Here is an 18,805-nt window from a genome sequence, read left to right on the forward strand (position 1 = left end):
AAATATTAATTTGAAAAACCTTGGATTTCGTTAAGAATCATTGGAGATTAGGAAGGATTGTTGGAATTCTTTGGGACTCATATGTTCGATTCCCTTAAACACGGTGCTGAAGTAGGCTGCATCTTGAAAACCTACCATCTCCGCCACTTGATAAACCTTCAAATCCTTCTGCCTGAGAAACTCCTTGGCGATTCGAATGCGGATGAGATTGATATATTCGCTGAACGTGACACGGGTATACTTCTTGAATTGGGAGCTGAAATACCAGGCATTCAGATAGACGGCATCAGCGACTTCTTTCAACGTTAAATCTTTCATATAATTCATCTCGATATAACGGATGGCAGTCTGAATATAATGCGGATTGTGAGTTTCATCGTTCATGCACATGATCGCGGACATCAAATACGTCTTTAACCAGCCCTGCAGCTCTTTAAAATTTCGAATTCTCTTCAATTCCTGGTTGTAATCGATTTGATGGCCGAAGAATGGCTCCACGCCATGATCTTTAATCACATGCTCCAAATAGATTAACTCGCTCAGCAGCTCCCGTTTCAATCGAACCGGCTCAACTCTACTGTGCGTCCGGTGCAGCTGCTGCAGAATCGATTCGATATAGGGACGAAGCTTCTTCACATCCGCCGAGGCATAATATTTGCCAAACCGATCACCGGAAAAGCACTCACTTACTGCAAATGGCTCCAGTTGCTTCACTTGTTCAGCGTACATGTCGTCATCCATAACGGCAGAATAGTCATTAAACGTCAGGAACTCGCAATATTTCAAGCAAGTGTCATAAGCCTGCTCTATCGATCTGGAACCACCATCGAAGCGATGAACGGCTGCAACTACAGTACGGTTCTGCTTGCGCAACGTCAGCCGGCACTCATTAAGCAGCTGCTTGAAGGTCGCTGACTCCACGACGCCCCGGTATAGAACAACACATTTCCCCTCGTAGATCATCGAATCCATCGCTTCTCGCTCGACATTCCCTTGCAGCAGTTGAGAGGTAACAAGCTCTTCGAATCGAGCGTCGATCGTCTCAAGATCAGCAAAAACAGCCAGCAGCAAATCATGCTGGACGGCCCAGCGTTCGGGAACCTCAACGATTCCTCTAATTACATTCGCGAGCAGCTGCTTGTGTGAGGACTTCTCCTGCTGCGTTTCTCTCTCTGCTGCTTTGACTTTAATCTTATCCAAGAGGTCAATGACCGTCTGATAATGGCAGGGCTTCAATAAGTAATCGATTGCACCGCAGCGCATCGCTTCCCGAACATATTCGAATTCCGCGTGACCGCTCAATATGACAATGTACAAATACGGATATAATGTACTGAGCTCGCGCGTTAGCTCAATTCCGTTCTTCCCCGGCATCATGACATCCGTGATAACGATATCCGCCTTCGTAACTTGCAGGACATGCAGCGCTTCTTCCGCGCTTTGTGCCGTTCCGACGATTTCATGGTCTGTGCAGTGTTTGGCGAAAATATGCTGCAATCCTTTAATAACCGATCTTTCATCATCGACGAGTACGATTTTCATAGCAGTCCTCCCCTTCTTGCATTTGAGTTAGGCATGCAATGCTTCATCCTTCCAATGCTCCTCTTGAGGAATCCCCGCGTCGGTACACAGCTTCAGCGTAATCGCTGTTCCGCGGCCGATTTCGCTCCGAATGGACAATCCAAACTCCTCGCCGTAAATATAAGTAATTCGCTGCCTGACCAATTGAATGCCTAGACCGCCGCTTACGCTCTTATTCTCGAATGACGCAAGCAGAGCCTCGACTTTCTCAGCCGGCATGCCGATCCCGTTGTCCACCACTTCCAGATACAAGTCATCACCCTGGGTATAACCTTGAATCGTAATAATGCCGCCTAGCATCATTTGCTGGAAAGCATATTTAATCGCGTTCTCCACTAAAGGTTGAATGAGCAGCTTCGGAATCTTAATCTCCGCTATTGCAGGATCGATATGAAACACATAGGACAGCTTATCTTCAAAACGCATCCGCTGAATTTTTAAGTAATTCTCCAGCTGCTCCATATCTTCCGAGACGGTGACGAATTCATTCTGATGGGAGATCGAGTATCGCAGAATCGTGGACAACGAAATAATCGCTTCGCCGATTTCGTCCTCATCCTTGACAACTGTCATCCAATAAATCATATCAAGCGTGTTATATAGAAAATGAGGATTCAGCTTCGACTGCAGATTGATCACTTCGGCTTTGCGATAGGTTAGCTGCTGGTAATACACGGTCTTGATTAAACGGTTCACCCGTTCGGCCATATGGTTGAAATGCCGGATAATGACGCTGAATTCGTCATTTCCTTGTCGATTGACAATGACGTCCAGCTTGCCCTGCTCAATGCTCTCCATCCCTCGCAATATCTGTTTCAGCGGCCGTAGAATCATGCGCAGAATGACCAAAGCAAATAGAAAGATGAAAGCAAATACGATTAATTCCATGAGCAGCAGCACTTTATTGACCTGGTTGACTTGACTGAGGATCTCTTTGTTGGGTACGACCCCGATCAGCTTCCACCCTTGGTAATCCAACGTGAAGGTGACCTGCGTACCTGAATCAAGCTGCTCTGCCAAGCTGGATTCCTGCAGATTAACAAGCCTCCTGTCTGTGGCGAACATGATGGTATGATCCTTAAGCAGGAACACGCTTCCCTCATCTCCCAGCCTCACATCATCCAATTGATCATGAAATTTCTCATTTAAATCCACTCGAAGCAGACCGAGCAGTTCTTCCCCGTCATAGATGAGCATCATCATTGTAATGAGATGTGTCTGCGGCTGCACGGCCCAGATGACATCCTCCGAGCGATTCGGCCGATCTGTTGTCATTAATTGTTCGGTAAGCTTGTCCGCTTCGAATATCGCATCGGAATAAAATAAGTTCATTGGCGCGTAGCCAACCGGGAAGATGTAAATGTTCTCGATCATCTCCAAATTAGGCAGTCTTACGATTTGCCTGGCAATCTGGTATTTCGCGATTTGATAATTGATCGTATGCCGGTTCAAATCCTTCAGATAGTTCTTTAACACTTGGTTGTTGCGAATGACGCGAGCATTGGCATCGATTTGCTTATATTGCAGATCAACCTGCTTGCCGATTTGCCGGACTGTTTCCTGTAAATTGGCTTCTGACTGCCGCAGAATAATGCCGCTAATCCAATGCTGGAAGAAACCCGCCTGCAGGATGACCAATAGGAACGAGATGATGATAAACACAAGTATGATTTTGTATTTGAGTGAGCGGACTTTGATCCATTTCATCATTGGCATCGCTCCTAAAGGGTAGTAATACAGCTGTCCGTCGTTCAAATTGGGTTATCTTGGATGCGCTTTCACAAATCGGTAAGGACAGTATAAGGATAATTATTCCATTTAACAATGAGACAAAAGTCTACTTGCTTTTATGTCGACTTGCAAAGAAATTCAAAGAAATAAATCGATTCATGTAAAAAAACCACGTCAGAATGATTTCCGACGTGGCTGAACTTATTGTTAATGCAGTTAACTATCGAAATTCCAACTATAACTCTGCTTCTATCTATCCACGGATACGTAATAGTTTCCTTCGACATAAGGGAACCGTTCCAACGCATCTTCGGCCAGAACCACGCCAAATCCCGGTTTGTCCGGAAGCTCAAGCCATCCGTCCTTAATGACGGGGCTTTCTTGGACAAGCCCCCATTGCAACGGTCCTTGAATGCGGCATAATTCCACTAGAATCGGATTCGGAAGTGCAGCAACCACATGCGCATTTGCCATCGTCATGACTCCGTTATGCCAATTATGCGGGATCGTCGGAACACCGTACTGCATGCCGAACTGAGCAATCGACATCGCAGCGGTTATCCCGCAAATCCCTGCATCCTGCTGCATAATCGAATAGGCTTGACGCTCCATATAAGGAATGAACTGCTCTACCGTCGTGTACTGTTCTCCTCCGGATACCGGTACGTTCAAGGCTGCATTCAGCCTCGCATATCCGTCAACGTCCTTCTGCGGAATCGGTTCCTCGAACCATCGGAATCCGCCTATCCGATCAAGTCCTTTGCCGAGTGCGAGCGCAACCTCTTCCGTTAGACGCTGATTACCGTCAATCGCAAGCTCCATGCGGCCATTCACTTCCTGGGATAACTCCTGAATAAGCCCAAGCATCCGATCTACGGTCACGTTATCCCAAGCCCAGTGTGTGCCCACTCTGAATTTGAAAACCTTGTAGCCTTCGGCGATATAAGATAATGCTTCCTCTATGAGCTGCTCCGGGCGCGCTCTCCAATCGTAGCTGCAGCCGCCGGAAGCATACAACTGCACTTTGTTAAGCGGATTAGGCGACAACAGCTGCGCAACCGGTTTGCCGGCTAGTTTCCCGCGAATGTCCCACAGCGCACAATCAATGCCTGAAACCGCGCAATCATAAGCCCAGGATTGCCCATTCGGGTGCAGCACGTTGGATGGATCCCTTGGGTCGCGGCCTACCAGCAGAGGGCCGACTCTTCTAACCATATCACTGATCTTGCCAGGTACACCATAGGCGCAGGCTTCACCGATCCCCGTAATACCAGCATCGGTCCGAATGACCACGATTGCAGCTTCTGCTTTGATGGTACGGAAAGTCGAAGTCATCCATTGCCGCTCAGGTTCATGCATTCTGGATAACAATATCGTTTCGACATGCGTTATTTTAATATCCGACATCGCAACTACTCCCCCCATGGCTATGAATAAAAAATCTAGTCTTCCACAATGTAGGAATTGAATAAAAGTATAGTCACCTAACTCACGCAAACAAATGGACTATCCTACGTTTTTTGGATTTATTCATAATCTTCCAACAGCTCCGAAGAAAGAGACCGATCACAAGGATCGGCCTCCGAATTCGTATGACTTATTCTCCAGTTGGATAGAGGATGCGAGCATCTCCCCAATCCGCATGATCCCAGTCAGTGCCATTGCCGCCATTGGTGACGACGAGTTTGAGCTCATTAATACCCGCAATGGACAAATCAATATCTTGCGTTGCTGCAGTTGCGTTCATAAACCCACTGTCGAATGCCAGTACGCCATCCAGCCAAACCTGGAAGCTAACGCCGCCGTTACCGTAGGTCTCGTCATCGACGCCGACACTTGCTTGGAATTTGTCGTATTCGCCTCCGAGCGTGTATACGATCGTGGATTCGGCATGCGTACCCAACCCTTTCGCATAGACGACATCGTTTAGGGTAATAGGTTTGCCATCCGATGATTTGTCACGCTGGATATTGCCCCAGCCTGCAACGCCGTAATCCCATGAATAGTCGCTGAGGTAGACGGTCGGCGAAGCTGGCGGTGCCAATACGGCATTGATTTCGTTACTTGCAGCCGAACGGTTGCCCGCTGCGTCTTTTGCTTTCACAGTGAACGTGCTTGCGGTTCCCGGAATGAGGCCGGACGCCGTAAACGAAGTTGCCGTTGCCCCAGTTGTCGCACCGACCAAGCTGCCGTTCCTATAAACCTCGTAACCTGTAACGCCCTTATTATCCGTTGACGCCGTCCATGTTAAGGACGCGCTGGTGCCGGTTACGGATGAAGCTGTTAGAGCAGCCGGCGCGGTTGGCGGCTGCGAATCCGGAAGTTCAGTCGTCACGCTGAGCGCAGCGCTGGCATCGGAAACATTGCCTGCAGCATCACGCGCTCGGAGCGTTATACTATACGTCGTAACTGGCGACAACCCCGTGAGCGTGAAGGCTAATTCACCGGGAGCAGTGGTGCCCGCAAGTGCCCCGTCCCGATAGACATCGTATCCGACGACGCCAACATTGTCAGATGTAGCGCTCCATATCAAATCAATGGTCTCATCGGTTTGGGATGGTGAAACCAAATTCGCAGGAATGTTCGGTTTCTTCGTATCAGGCAGCCCCGGACTTACCAGGATGAGCTTCTCTTTCACGTTCGAACGCCCTTCATTATCCCATACGACAAGAGTCACGCGGTAAATTCCAGGTTTGTCATAGACGTATGTCGGCTTAGCAGATGCGCTCGGCAGGCCGGCCCCGAAATCCCATAGATAGGTAGCAATCGACCCATTATCTGTCGACGTGCTGACGAAAGTAACCGGCGCACCGGCGCGTACCAGCACAGGATTCGTAAAGTTTGCCACCGGCTTCGCATTCGTAAACCCGCGCGACTTCGGCTGTGCATTGCTGCCGTTAAGGAAGACAAGATTGCCCGACCATTCCAAGTGCTGCGCAGCAGTCGGATAAGGATCCATCGTCACGCCTTTATTGCCGGAAATGATGTTATTCGTAAAGCTTAGTCGATCCACGCCTGCTGCTCCCGTAATCTCAATCGCCTTGCGACCGTTGTTTGCGATTAGGTTGCTATCGAACGAGAGGTTCTGAGAATCACCGTGAATTCGAACGCCATTCCCCTCATAACCGGGATATGCGGCTTTCGGATTGCCTAGCTGCGTATTGATAAAGCTGTTTTTATAGAAATATTGATATTGCTCGGTCTCTCCTGAGCCTGCACCTTGCAGCTGCATGCCCCACATGACCATGTTTTTCACCACATTGTAGCTCCACAATTGATGTCCTGTTCCCGGAGATTGCTGAATCCCTACTTGCTGTCCGCCGTCTACCAGATTGTCCGTCGTTACGGCGTTCTCCGCCATGATTTCCAGTCCGATTGAACCGACTCTGCCGTCGGTTGGCTGAACGACATTTCGGCGTACAGCGATATTCTTCGAGCGAACGGCACTGATCCAGAAATCCACATGATTATCCTCTATGATGGCATTGTCCGAATTCGTATGAAGCTCAATGGATAGTCCGTGCTCCTTCAAGCCTGATCCGGTGATGGTATTGGATCTAACAACCGCGCCGGAGCTTCCATCATTAATGAGAATACCTCCCCGTCCGGTATTCGCGATGACGTTATTCTCAACGGTTACGTTCTTGGAATCCCAGCCTGCTCGAACGGCAGCCCCCCAGATTGAGCCTACGCCGATGTTCGTGACCGTGTTGTTCGTGATGCGAACGTTCTGAGATCCGACGACGTAAAGCGCATGAGGACCGAAGCCATCTACGGCGGCGAAATCCTTCACAATGAGTCCGCTCATCTCGTTACCGCTACCACCTTCGGATACGGCTGCTGACATAGCTACTGTACTGTTGTTGCCATCAAGCGTCATATTCTTGATCGAGGCACCGGATACGTTCAGCATATAAAACATATACGTCTCGGGGTTGTCCGAATATTTCACGATCGTGCCGTTGCGATCCTCTCCACGTATCGCAACACCTGACTTCCCTTTCACTGTGCCTGCTAGATAGTACGTGCCTTTCGGAAGCAGTACCGTATCCCCCGGTGCTGCTGCATCAACGGCCGCTTGAATCGCAGCCTTATCATCGAGATTATCTGCCCCGTTTGCCCCGAAATCGATCGCGGACAGCGTCGTTGATGCGACCGGACCTGCAGCGACATGGCTTAAAGGAATAGCAGACGTGACCATAATGGCAGACAAGAACAAGCGGATGACAGCTTTCTTGGACGGCTTTACTTTCATTCTTCACTTCTCTCCCTCATTCGGTTAGTTGCGGTGATTACAGCTGCAGCTACAGATTCTCAAGTCATTTGTTGGATGAACACCTGACCTCCTTTTGTCCGAAACTGTGGTAGTGAATGCCATTCTATCCATCTAACATGCTACAGCACGGATCAAATCAGGTGATAGTGTACAATAACTGAAAATGATCCCTCTTCCCGAATGGAGTGCTTATACATTATTCGAAATCATGTACAATCCTGAAAGCCAGCTCGCAAATAAACGCCAAAAAGCCCCCGCCAATCTAATGGCGAGGGCTGACACTGCAAGATCCGGCCGAACTATTCCAAGCGATCTTTCAGGTACATCGTTAACGAATACAGCATCAAATGCAATTCCTCATTGGTCTCTGCAAATGGTGTTTCTTGAACACCGTGCGCATCACGACGAAGCAATTCGCGATTTAATTTCGTGATATTGGTCACTAAGGTTTGGTTGTCCCAAGCCTGAATAATGGCATTCATCTGCGGCTGCTTCTCATGCGCAATATTGTTGAAATCAGCGAATTTAGGATCCAGCATGAAACTGGAAAAGGAGATTTTCTCTTGCTCGGATTGTGACATCGATTAAACACCAACTTCTTCTTATTTTGTTAGGTTAGGCGGGCAAATCGCAAAAAGCTCAACTAAAGTCGTAATCGTATAAGTGCTTTGGATATCTGCGGGGCTGCTTTGTGATTTACGGTTGATCCAACACGTATCAATTCCCGAGAGAATGCCGCCTTTAATGTCGGTACTTAATGAATCCCCGATAATCAACGCTTCTCTTCGATTGAAATCCTTAATATGATTCATCACGTATTCGAAGAACGCAATAGACGGCTTGGAGTAACCGATGCTTTGCGAATCGAAAACAGCTTCAAAGAAATCAAACAAGCCCGAAATCTTCAATCGCTTAATCTGCGTCTCTGTGATGCCGTTCGTAACCACGAACAGTCGATGGGATGCAGATAGACTTTGAATGACTTCCAGAGCACCTTCGATATGCAGCTGATTTCCGGTACCAAGCAGTTCTCTATACATCTTCTCCCATGCAGGGCCATCCACAACTTCGCCAAGCTTCAACATCGTTTCGGAGAATCTCGAATTAAGGACCACATCTAGACCAATCGTTCCATTCTCATAATCCGCCCATAATTGTTTGTTGACGGAATTATACACGCCAAATAACTCGTCCGAGAACGTGTATCCATGATGACCGAACAATTGGGTTAACGATTCGGTTTCATTGGCTCCGAAGTCTAACAATGTGTCGTCCAAATCAAATAGCAGTATGTTATAGCTCATGTACCCACCTCTTGTAAGTGTATAATAAACAACAGTCTATCGCCATACATCCGCGATGTACAGTGATAGACTGCGTTCATTTACTATTTGCGTACGGCCGGTTGATATTCGCCAGGTATCATTCCGGTTGAGATCGCTATACGATTCCAAGAATTAATGGCATTAATCGCCATGATCAAATCGACGTATTGACCCTCATCGAAGTAGTTGCGGACTTGCTCGTACAATTCCTGCGATACGCCGCCCTCTGAAATTCTGGTCACCGCTTCGGTTAACGCCAGTGCGGCCCGCTCTTCATCCGTATAGAACGGTGCTTCCTTCCATGCATTCAGCAGGTACAATCGCTGCTCTGTCTCTCCCATTGCACGTGCATCCTTCGTATGCATGTCCAGACAGAAGGCACAGCCGTTTATTTGCGAAGCGCGAATTTTGATCAATTCCCACAAGTGGTGGTCAAGGCCACTGTTCTTCACATATCCTTCCAATTTCAACAACGCCTGTAACGAATCGGGGCGAACCTTCATGTAGTTTAATCTCAATTCCATATCTATACACCTCTTCTGTTAGTTTGTATTCATGTTTCGTTCAAAGGCTGCCTGAAATGCCGCTCATTAATTAGTCCCTGTCCTATACTATTTCCATGACTACAAGCGGAATATCCCCCTTTGAGTTTTCTTTCTTGCTGCGTTAATCGTAGATAACTTATATCGACGATTAATGTTATCTACAATATAATGCATCATTAACTCGCTGTCAACCGTCACCTTCCGTCAGACAAAAAAATGCTGAGAGTCCGAAAATCGAACTCTCAGCATCCAACTACCTTAAACTGTACCCGATGAACCTGTTCCGTCCGGCCCATCCGCCAGATCGATGACGCCTACGGCAAGCACCGTAATTGCGGCAGCTTTCCCAAGCTTCTTGACGCCGCCTTTGATTAATTCCTTATCGTTATCTTTGATGCCGGCCACCACTTCGATCCCGCTTTCGACCACGTATTGGATGCCTTGCCCCGCACCTCTCACCGTTGTTGTTGCGGCATCTCCAAGGTCGTTAAGGCCTGTTTGCGCTCGCTGCTTGTCGGCTGTTACCAAGCCTGCGCCGACATCCCATACGCCGCTTGCCGCTTGACCCGCTAGCTCGCCTGTCTTGGAAGTTACTCGCTCCACATCATTGCCGATTTCTTTAATATAATCGCTATGGACAAGTTCTCCGGCAACGCGTACTGTTCCTCCGATTACTCTGCCTGTCACATCGCCCGCCAGCTTCCCGATTCCTTTCAGTAAATCCATCTGAAGCACCTCCGTATTATTATTTATAGTATAACGGATGATCGCGTGCTTCGTTTCATTTTCAATTAAACCCGCCGTTCACGCGAATCGTCTGTCCCGTAATCCAGCGTGCTTTATCGCTGACGAGCAGATCAACCGCATTCGCGATGTCCTCGGGTTCGCCAAGACGGCCAAAGGCAATCATGCGGCTGAATGAATCAATCAGCTCCGGTGATTTGCCGTTCAAGAACAACTCGGTCGCAATCTGTCCCGGTGCTATGCAATTGATCACGATATCCTTTGGAGCAAATTCTTTTGCCAATTGGCGCGTGATTTGTTCAACCGCTCCTTTGGTTGCGGCATATACGCTATAAGTGGGGAGCATAGCCCCGATGACGGAAGTGGAGAAATTGATGATTGTCCCGCCTTGCGACATGTGCTTCATCGCTTGTTGGCAAGCGAAATAAGTCCCTTTTACATTAATGGCGAATTGCCGATCGAACATTTCCTCTGTCACATCCGCGATGGATGTGCATTCCATGATGCCGGCATTATTGACCAGAATGTCTACACGCCCGAAATGCGCAATCGTCTCTGAGAATAACGCTTCGACTTCGCTTACTTTGCTCACATCGGCGCGGATTGCAGTCGCTTCGCCGCCGAGTTGTTCAATCGTCGTGACAACCTCGACCGCTTTCCCTTGATTGGAGGAATAATTGACGACCACCTTCGCTCCGGCTTGTGCCAGTTGGATCGCCAATTGACGTCCGATTCCCCGTGAAGCTCCGGTGACGATCGCTACTTTGCCATTCAAACTCATATTTGATCTCTCCTTATTATCATTTGGAATTAGCCTATAACTATTCTGCTGTGTTCGGCTTGTAAGTTTATTATAGGCATGGTTGATTAGATGCCGTTAGATCATACCTGTCCGATTCTTGCCTATTTCTCTTCAAGTTCGCTATGATAAGGAATACATGATTTCGTACAAGGGAAGGAACGCGATCACATGAATCCACTTCATGAAGACCTCCGCTTAGAGCAAGCATTGCAGCAATTGTCACGATTAATACTTCAACACGCCCCGCTCAGCGGTACCCATCAGACGGCAGTGCCTTCGTTGCAGCTCATGCATGCGACTCATTTGTCCGAACCGCTGGAAGCGGTCTATAAACCATCCATTTGCGTCGTAGCACAAGGGGCGAAGACCGGCACGCTGGCTGACGAAACGTATCGGTACGATTCTTCGAATTACCTGATTACTTCCGTTGAATTGCCGATTGCAGGGAGAATTATTGAAGCATCGCCGGGCATCCCTTATTTAAGCTTAAAATTAAGCTTCGACACCGATATGATCCTGGAAATCGTGAAAGACATGCCACGTCCTGTGCAAGTGCCCGCCGAACTCAGTCGCGGAATCACTGTAAGTCGAACCTCTCCCGCATTGCTCGAATCCATTGTGCGACTCATGCAGCTCCTTAATGAGCCTGAAGACGTTTCGATTCTGGCTCCACTCGTCATCCGCGAAATCTTGTATCGCGTCCTTCAAGGCGAGCAAGGTGCACGCCTCTACCAAGTTGCCATTACCGGCGGCCATGCGAACAATATCGCTCATGCGATCCAACTCATTAACCGGCAATTCGATCAGTTGATCGTGGTCGAACAGCTTGCCAAGTCCGTGAACATGAGCACATCCGCGTTTCATAAGCATTTTAAACGGATTACGGCGATGAGTCCCTTGCAATATCAGAAGACGGTTCGTTTGCAGGAAGCACGGCGGCTCATGCTGACAGAATCCATGCAAGCTGCAGATGCCGCATTCCGCGTCGGATACGAGAGTCCTTCCCAATTCAGCCGTGAATACGCCAGGATGTATGGAAAACCGCCCAAACAGGATGTCCACAACCACCGCTCCATATGACAAAACTGTCACTTTAGATGTTGTTAATTCGATGGTTGAGGGGCAAATTAGTCGGTATAGTGGTGTGGTGAAGGAGGATGACATTCATGGGGAACAGTATACAAACCAAGAACTTATCAAAGTCGTATGGACATGTACAAGTCTTGAAAAGCATTGATCTAACGATTGAACAAGGAGAATTCACTGCCATTATGGGGCCGTCCGGCTCGGGCAAAACGACATTATTGAACGCGCTCTCCACGATTGACAGCTTTAATGGCGGGGATGTATGGATCGAGGGAAACTCGCTGCTCGATATGAAGAAGAAAGCGTTACGCGATTTCCGGCAGAAACGAATGGGGTTTATCTTCCAAGATTACAACCTGCTGGACACGTTAACGGTGAAAGAAAATATATTGCTTCCGCTTTCGCTGCAGAAAACGCCGGTCGCGGAAAAGGAGCAGCGATTAGCGAGAATAATAGCTGCCTTAAACATAGAATCGATCTTGCAGCAATACCCTTCTGAAATCTCCGGCGGTCAGAAGCAGCGCACCGCGGCTGCACGGGCAATCATTACGAATCCTGCGATTGTATTCGCGGACGAGCCAACAGGCTCCCTTGATTCTCGATCCGCTACTCAGCTGCTCGAACAAATCCAACTGCTTAATCAATCTTTTAGAACAACGGTGCTATTGATTACCCACGACGCCTATGCGGCTAGTTATTGCCAGCGCGTCATCTTTCTCCGAGATGGGAAAATCGTCAATGAATTGTTTAAAGGCGAACAATCCGAGAAACAGTTCTTCGATCGCATCCTGACCGTTCAAAGCGCCATAGGAGGCGAACGGCGATGAGCTTGCTCGATTTATCTTGGCGCAACATGAAACGAAGCTTTCGACTCTATTCGATCTACTTCATTTCCATGCTCATCGGAGTCATCATCTATTTCACATTCTCGTCTCTTATGTATAACGATGATATCCTGACTGCTATCGCCAATAAAGAAAATTTCCAGCTTGGCGTTTCCATCGCATCGGTAGTCGTATTCCTGTTCATTATTTTCTTTATCCTCTATGCGAACTCGTTCTTTATGAAGCAGCGCAAGAAGGAATTTGGGATGTATATGCTGTATGGCATGAGCGAGCGGCAGATTGTAGGGATGGTGTTTCTCGAAACGGTCATTCTCAGCGCGATCTCTATCGTCAGTGGGATTATGGTTGGCGGATTGCTTTCCAAGTTCTTCGGCATGTTATTGATGAATTTGATGCATTACGATGACGTAATCTCATTTGCCTTCCCAATCGAGTCGATAAGGTCAACGATTCTGCTCTTCGCGGTCATTATTCTCATTATTTGCGTGCAAAGCTATCTAACCGTACGCCGAGTCCAGTTGGTGGAGTTGTTCCATGCCAAAGCCAAGAAGGACAAGCCCGTCCCATTCTCCGCAACGCTTGCGATAAGTTCCGTCCTCCTGTTAGGAATAGCGTTCTATCTCATCAGTCGCGACGGAAGCTCGGTAGTTTGGCAAGATTACACCATGGTGAGCATGATTGGGGTAACCGTCGGAATAATCGGCGGGACCTATTTATTCTTCCGACAGTTCTTCGGCTGGATCCTGGATAAGATCAGCCAGCGGAATAACTACTTGAATGGCAACAACATGTTATGGATTTCCTCGCTGCGATTCTCCATTCGCGGAAACACCATGATGCTAACGTTCATTTCTTTGTTTAGTGCGTTAATCATTTTCTTGGTTGGTTTTGTTTCGATAAACTATACCGTACAAATCTTATCCGCCGGGAAAGAATTTCCGAACCACATCGCGTTTACGTCACAAGATGCAGACAAACAAAAGCAAATTGAACAATTAATGGAGAACGAGCATCCCATTACGCACCATGAAAGAATCGATGGACTATCTGCAGTGCCTGTCACTGATATCGCGATTGCCTTTGGAGATCGAGATTCAGGCGAGGAAGGAATCCTACTGTTCTCGGAATCGCAATTCAATGCCATCGTCAGCATGCGCGGGGATAAACAACAGGTGAATTTGAAAGATCAAGAAGCCGTAGTCCTTCTGCCTGTGGGAGCGCAGCCCATCACGTTTACGGTAGGCAAGCAGCCTGAATTTACAGTCAAACTAAAGGAAGAAGTGACGTTGCGGCTCATTGAGAAGAAGAACTATACGTTTCTCAGCAAGGCCACCGACTCCAAAGGCGACGTTGGGTCATTTCCTTCCATCCTGGTCATTTCCGATAAAACATTCGAACGACTCAAGACAGGTGCGTCCGTTAGCTCGTTCGACATCTATCAAATCAAGGACGCCCGAAATTCCACTGCGCTATCTCATCAAGTTCATGATCTGGTTACGGCAACTCCTGGATCGTATTACGCTGCATTTGTCGATCTCTACACGATCGATACGGAAACTTCATCACTGCTTCTCTTCTCTGCCGCATTCCTTGCGGTCATCGCGTTATTTGCCCTGGGAAGCATCATCTACTTCAAGCAATTACGGGAAGCCACGGAAGAACTGAGGCAATATTCGATCTTGCGCAAGCTCGGCGTCGATGACCATGAGATGAAGAACGTGATTCGCAAGCAGCTGCTGTTTGTATTCCTGCCTCCGATTCTGCTTGGTTTGCTGCACAGTTGGTTTCTGTTGATTTATCCGACGATGGAGGAAGTCAAGGATTACCCGCAGATCACTTCGATTATTACGGCGGTTCTGATTCTGTATGTGGCCATCTATGCCCTGTTTTATGTATCCTCTGCGAGTGTTTACTACAGGATCGTGAATCCAACAAACGCAATGAACTAATCCAAATCAGGCTCCCTGAGACGTCCATCATGACGACGCCGGGAGCCTGATTACTGACCGTTCATTGCGTTTATTGTTGCCTGATCGACAGATAGGGATCTTCGTCCTTCGGAAAATGAATGATAAATTGAGTGGATACCCCGACCTCCGAGCTGCAAGTAATATAATGGCCAAGCTTATTGGATAATTGCTGTGCCAAATATAAGCCCATGCCTGTGGATTTCGTATACTTGCGTCCCGTTTCTCCGGTAAAACCGCGATTAAAAATGCGAGGAAGGTCTTGCGGGCTGATGCCGATCCCGCTGTCCCGAATGAGCAATTGCTTCTCCAGCGGTGTTACCACGGAAGTAATCGTAATCTGTCCGCCATGCTCCGTGTACTTCAAGCTATTCGTCACAATCTGATTGACGATGAACTGCAGCCATTTGGGATCGCTTTGAACAGCTGTCGACTCTGCCTGCATGTCGATGCGAATTTTCTTAGTTATAAAGGTTTTCGAATGCGTTTTCACGATTTCCTTCGCAATTTGCAGCAGGTCACAGTTCTGGATATCGTAATCCTGATTAAAACTATCGAGCTTGGCATAATAGAGCGCTTGATCGATGTAATGCTCAATCTTCGCAAGCTCTTCTCTTAAACTATTGGCATCCATTTCCGTCTGCTGAAGCAAGCGCAGAACGGCAACCGGCGTTTTGATCTCATGAAACCAAGAGACGATGAAATCATAATGCTCATTTTGCCGATCATGCACCCGATTCATTTCGCGGATATGTTGGATCTTCAGCTCATCCAAGTACCGCCTTGTAAGCTCGCCCTCCAAGGATAAGCTGTCAGCATCGCCGCTGCTCAATTGACGCATCGCGCGCAAGTTTTGCTGATAGCGAACCATTAAGAATCCGAGCAATACAAGCGAAGTTAAGGTGAATGCATAGAAGAATGTCCCCCATGCCACGCTCCCGCCACCGCTATCGGTCATGATAACCGCGGCCGTAATGATAAAACCAACTAGATACAAATAAATGTAGGGTTTCTCGTAGGATAGAAAACGCAGGAAGGTCATTCGATCAAGTACCCCATTCCCTTGCGGGTTGCGATGAACGATTCCAGTTCCAGCTCCGCGATTTTCTTGCGCAGTCTGTTCACGTTGACCGTTAAGGTGTTATCGTCGACGAACTGTTCATCATTCCACAACGCTTGCATTAAGTCCTCGCGCGAAACGATCCTGCCGATATTTCGCATCATGAACTGTAGAAGGATGAATTCATTCCGGCTTAACTCCGTGTTGTTTCCTCGATATTCGATCGTGGAGTTCGTCACGTTTAATTTCAATCCCCGGTGGATGAATGTGGGGCTCTCATCTTCCTGATACGTATATTTCCTCCGAATAAGCGCGCCGATCTTGGCAACCAGAATGTCCAATTCGAATGGCTTCTGGATGAAATCATCCCCGCCCATATTGATCGCCATGACAACATCCATATTCTGATTGCGCGAGGACAGAAACATAATCGGCACCTTGGAAACCGAGCGTATCTGCTGACACCAATAGTAACCATCCAAGACGGGTAAATTAATATCCAACAGCACAAGATGCGGTTCCGTTCGCTTAAACTCGGCTAGCACTTGCTCGAATTCGGTCACTTCAACCACTTCATATTGCCACTTTACCAACGTATCCGCGACAATTCGTCTAATCTTCTCATCGTCTTCAACCAGCATAATGCTATACATACTACCCCTCTTTATCGCAAAAGTGTCTACTAGTAGTTTAGCACAATCCTTCTCCTACCGTAGATAACCTCTGCATGAAGAGGATCAACCCAGCTCAATCTGTTCGTACATGTATGCCTCGCGGTCCCGTATAAGGCGGCGCAGTTCGGATACCAATCCACGGTCGATTTTCCCCTGCTCATATAAATTCTGTACCTCGTACCGCTCCGCCTGAACCGCAATCCAGTGAAGCTCCTTCCGTGTTTCATCGAACGCTTCTTTCTTGCGTTGGTGATGAAGCTGAAACGATCGAAGCCGATTGACGAGCTGCTTATAATATGCAACAACGCACTCTGTCGGATCATTCGCGCTCTCCGGTGCGCATAACGGCCCCATCTGGTTGATCACCACTTGTCCGCACTCGATGCGTAGTCCCCTCAGCGATTCAATATCTTGCTCCGTTAATGCTCTCCGCCCTGAATGCTGCGCTCCCGTAATCAGTTCCCCTAATCTGCCGATCAGCCTTTTGAACACCAACACCCACAAGTGAAACCGATTTGCCAGTATAATTTCAACTTGATCGAGCATTTTGTTATAGAATTCCGCATGACTTTTCGTTATGGTGCCCTTCTCGAGACGCTCCTGAATATAATTGCGTTCGATCTCCAATGCCTCCATCCGCAGCGCTATTTCGTCCTGATTTAGACGCGATATCCGTCTATATTGGCTGTCTTTCAAACCAAGCTGCTGAATCATTTGGTTGTACTCTTCGATTACGGCTTCCACTGCTTCCTCGTTCCCTTCATTGCTCTCCTGCTGCAATTGGCGCACTGCGGCTTGCAGGATGTGAACATGCCATTCGTTCTCCTCAAAGGCCAGTGCTGATTCGTCCGATACGACACGTTTCTTCGCAATAAGCGGCAGCAAGATACTGGCTGTTAAGAGGGACAACAGAATGACGCAGGCCGCGAGAAAAATCATAAGGTTTCGTTCCGGAAACAGCTCTCCGCTGCTCAGAAACAGCGGAATGGAGAAGGCGCCGGCAAGCGTAACGGCACCTCGCACGCCAGAGATGGTGGTCATGATGAGTGCTTTGAAACTCGATGCTTCTTTACTGTAGGAGCCGAATATCCGCCAGCCTTGGGTAAAGAGCAGCGACCACACAAATCGGAGCACGAGCAGCAGCACAAAGATAGCAACGGCATAACCGATAACCACAATATTATTAAAACCCGGATCTTTGAAGATGACTGAGGTCACGTCAGGAATTTGCGTCCCCAGAATGACAAATACGAGTCCGTTCAGAATAAACAAATAAACGGACCATGTGCTGGTGGAAACGGATTTCAGTTTCCCGATGTCGCACTCCACTTTATCTTTCTCAATCGCATGCACAATCCCGCCGGCGACCGCTGCCAGGATGCCCGAAACACCGACCTCCTCGGCACATAAATAAAGGACAAACGGCGTTAGCAGCTGGAGCAGCATGTGCATCGTTTCATCATCCAGCCCTGTGCGTCGCAGCAATTGCCGTATGCCTGCAATAATTACAGCTAGCAAAGCCCCCACTAGAAGGCCGCCTATGGAGATAAGAAGAAAGCTGAAAGCCGCTTTATGCAGCGAGAAAACGCCGGTTACCGCAGCCGCGATCGCGAATTTGAACGCAACTAAGCCGGAGGCGTCGTTCATTAACGCTTCGCCTTCGAGGAGTCGCATAAGACTCTTCGGCAAGTGGATTCGCCCGGCAAGCGCGCTCACCGCAATCGCATCCGTCGGCGAAAGGATGGCTGCCAGAGCGAAGGCTGCAACCAGCGGAATGGTCGGTATCATCCAGTGAATCGTATAGCCGACTACGAATACGGTTGCGAATACCAGCCCTACCGATAGCAAGAGGATCGGAGCACGCAGTCGCCAGAGCTCTTCGCGCGGCGTATGTCTGCCGTCATTGTACAGCAGCGGGGCGATGAACAAGATAAAGAACAGCTCCGGCTCCAGCTGGAGATGAATGCCGATCGGGAGCACTGTAATGAAGCCGCCGAGCACGATCTGGATGAGCGGTACCGGCACGAATGGCACGAACCGGTAAATCACATTCGACACGCCTATAAGGACGAGTAACACAAGTACGACGATAAACACTTCCAAGCAGCTTCCCCCATCTCCGATCAATTATTTCGTTATATTTTCCATGATCGCAAACCGATATTCCCC

Annotated in this window: 15 protein-coding genes; 3 read left to right on the forward strand and 12 right to left on the reverse strand. The window is 48.3% G+C overall.

The features are described from left to right. Positions 1-30 precede the first annotated feature (30 nt). From BLW29_RS21885 to BLW29_RS21925, 9 genes are all read right to left on the reverse strand, one after another. Entirely contained in the window at positions 31-1,542 is a 1,512-nt protein-coding gene (locus tag BLW29_RS21885) for a response regulator (RefSeq protein ID WP_090983556.1), read from the reverse strand. Between the two features lie 27 nt (positions 1,543-1,569). Continuing rightward, positions 1,570-3,291 (reverse strand): cache domain-containing sensor histidine kinase, encoded by a 1,722-nt coding sequence (locus BLW29_RS21890; protein ID WP_177186757.1) that lies wholly within the window; start codon positions 3,289-3,291, stop codon positions 1,570-1,572. Between the two features lie 270 nt (positions 3,292-3,561). Next, positions 3,562-4,719: a mandelate racemase/muconate lactonizing enzyme family protein gene (locus BLW29_RS21895; RefSeq protein WP_177186758.1), complete on the reverse strand. Its 1,158-nt coding sequence runs from the start codon at positions 4,717-4,719 to the stop codon at positions 3,562-3,564. Positions 4,720-4,909: 190 nt separating this feature from the next. Continuing rightward, positions 4,910-7,567: an NPCBM/NEW2 domain-containing protein gene (locus BLW29_RS21900; protein WP_090983562.1), complete on the reverse strand. Its 2,658-nt coding sequence runs from the start codon at positions 7,565-7,567 to the stop codon at positions 4,910-4,912. Positions 7,568-7,887: 320 nt separating this feature from the next. Next, positions 7,888-8,169, reverse strand: coding sequence for a hypothetical protein (locus BLW29_RS21905; protein WP_090983564.1), 282 nt, complete (start codon positions 8,167-8,169; stop codon positions 7,888-7,890). Positions 8,170-8,190: 21 nt separating this feature from the next. Further along, positions 8,191-8,892 (reverse strand): YjjG family noncanonical pyrimidine nucleotidase, encoded by a 702-nt coding sequence (locus BLW29_RS21910; RefSeq protein WP_090983566.1) that lies wholly within the window; start codon positions 8,890-8,892, stop codon positions 8,191-8,193. A gap of 83 nt (positions 8,893-8,975) precedes the next feature. Then, a complete protein-coding gene (locus BLW29_RS21915) occupies positions 8,976-9,437 on the reverse strand; it encodes a carboxymuconolactone decarboxylase family protein (RefSeq protein ID WP_090983568.1) in 462 nt (153 codons plus the stop codon). 279 nt (positions 9,438-9,716) lie between these two features. Then, on the reverse strand, positions 9,717-10,184 hold the full coding sequence (locus tag BLW29_RS21920; protein WP_090983570.1) for a hypothetical protein: 468 nt from the start codon (positions 10,182-10,184) through the stop codon (positions 9,717-9,719). A 61-nt stretch (positions 10,185-10,245) separates the two neighbouring features. Continuing rightward, positions 10,246-10,983 (reverse strand): SDR family oxidoreductase, encoded by a 738-nt coding sequence (locus tag BLW29_RS21925; RefSeq protein WP_090983572.1) that lies wholly within the window; start codon positions 10,981-10,983, stop codon positions 10,246-10,248. A 189-nt stretch (positions 10,984-11,172) separates the two neighbouring features. On the opposite strand from BLW29_RS21925, the gene BLW29_RS21930 reads away from it, so the two are divergent. The 3 genes from BLW29_RS21930 to BLW29_RS21940 all read left to right on the forward strand — a co-directional run bounded on the left by BLW29_RS21930 (position 11,173) and on the right by BLW29_RS21940 (position 14,884). Continuing rightward, the gene (locus BLW29_RS21930) at positions 11,173-12,084 is read left to right on the forward strand and encodes an AraC family transcriptional regulator (RefSeq protein ID WP_090983573.1); all 912 of its coding nucleotides are present in this window, start codon (positions 11,173-11,175) and stop codon (positions 12,082-12,084) included. Between the two features lie 86 nt (positions 12,085-12,170). Further along, the gene (locus BLW29_RS21935; RefSeq protein WP_090983575.1) at positions 12,171-12,917 is read left to right on the forward strand and encodes an ABC transporter ATP-binding protein; all 747 of its coding nucleotides are present in this window, start codon (positions 12,171-12,173) and stop codon (positions 12,915-12,917) included. Further along, positions 12,914-14,884 (forward strand): ABC transporter permease, encoded by a 1,971-nt coding sequence (locus BLW29_RS21940; RefSeq protein WP_090983577.1) that lies wholly within the window; start codon positions 12,914-12,916, stop codon positions 14,882-14,884. The genes BLW29_RS21935 and BLW29_RS21940 overlap by 4 nt, the downstream gene beginning before the upstream one ends. A gap of 70 nt (positions 14,885-14,954) precedes the next feature. Here BLW29_RS21940 and BLW29_RS21945 read toward each other — a convergent pair whose 3' ends face one another. The 3 genes from BLW29_RS21945 to BLW29_RS21955 all read right to left on the reverse strand — a co-directional run bounded on the left by BLW29_RS21945 (position 14,955) and on the right by BLW29_RS21955 (position 18,739). Beyond that, on the reverse strand, positions 14,955-15,944 hold the full coding sequence (locus tag BLW29_RS21945; protein WP_090983579.1) for a sensor histidine kinase: 990 nt from the start codon (positions 15,942-15,944) through the stop codon (positions 14,955-14,957). Further along, entirely contained in the window at positions 15,941-16,615 is a 675-nt protein-coding gene (locus tag BLW29_RS21950; protein WP_090983582.1) for a response regulator transcription factor, read from the reverse strand. The genes BLW29_RS21945 and BLW29_RS21950 overlap by 4 nt, the downstream gene beginning before the upstream one ends. An 84-nt stretch (positions 16,616-16,699) precedes the next feature. Next, on the reverse strand, positions 16,700-18,739 hold the full coding sequence (locus BLW29_RS21955) for a Na+/H+ antiporter (RefSeq protein WP_090983584.1): 2,040 nt from the start codon (positions 18,737-18,739) through the stop codon (positions 16,700-16,702). Positions 18,740-18,805: the final 66 nt, after the last annotated feature.

Source organism: Paenibacillus sp. CF384, from assembly GCF_900106745.1.
GTDB lineage: Bacteria > Bacillota > Bacilli > Paenibacillales > Paenibacillaceae > Paenibacillus_Z.

Bases quoted from the DNA above. Each gene is read 5' to 3' on its own strand.
- BLW29_RS21950 (WP_090983582.1), bottom strand. From the start codon at position 16,615: ATGTATAGCATTATGCTGGTTGAAGACGATGAGAAGATTAGACGAATT.
- BLW29_RS21895 (WP_177186758.1), bottom strand. From the start codon at position 4,719: ATGTCGGATATTAAAATAACGCATGTCGAAACGATATTGTTATCCAGA.
- BLW29_RS21925 (WP_090983572.1), bottom strand. From the start codon at position 10,983: ATGAGTTTGAATGGCAAAGTAGCGATCGTCACCGGAGCTTCACGGGGA.
- BLW29_RS21940 (WP_090983577.1), top strand. From the start codon at position 12,914: ATGAGCTTGCTCGATTTATCTTGGCGCAACATGAAACGAAGCTTTCGA.
- BLW29_RS21920 (WP_090983570.1), bottom strand. From the start codon at position 10,184: ATGGATTTACTGAAAGGAATCGGGAAGCTGGCGGGCGATGTGACAGGC.
- BLW29_RS21935 (WP_090983575.1), top strand. From the start codon at position 12,171: ATGGGGAACAGTATACAAACCAAGAACTTATCAAAGTCGTATGGACAT.
- BLW29_RS21930 (WP_090983573.1), top strand. From the start codon at position 11,173: ATGAATCCACTTCATGAAGACCTCCGCTTAGAGCAAGCATTGCAGCAA.
- BLW29_RS21905 (WP_090983564.1), bottom strand. From the start codon at position 8,169: ATGTCACAATCCGAGCAAGAGAAAATCTCCTTTTCCAGTTTCATGCTG.
- BLW29_RS21900 (WP_090983562.1), bottom strand. From the start codon at position 7,567: ATGAAAGTAAAGCCGTCCAAGAAAGCTGTCATCCGCTTGTTCTTGTCT.
- BLW29_RS21910 (WP_090983566.1), bottom strand. From the start codon at position 8,892: ATGAGCTATAACATACTGCTATTTGATTTGGACGACACATTGTTAGAC.
- BLW29_RS21885 (WP_090983556.1), bottom strand. From the start codon at position 1,542: ATGAAAATCGTACTCGTCGATGATGAAAGATCGGTTATTAAAGGATTG.
- BLW29_RS21915 (WP_090983568.1), bottom strand. From the start codon at position 9,437: ATGGAATTGAGATTAAACTACATGAAGGTTCGCCCCGATTCGTTACAG.
- BLW29_RS21890 (WP_177186757.1), bottom strand. From the start codon at position 3,291: ATGATGAAATGGATCAAAGTCCGCTCACTCAAATACAAAATCATACTT.
- BLW29_RS21945 (WP_090983579.1), bottom strand. From the start codon at position 15,944: ATGACCTTCCTGCGTTTTCTATCCTACGAGAAACCCTACATTTATTTG.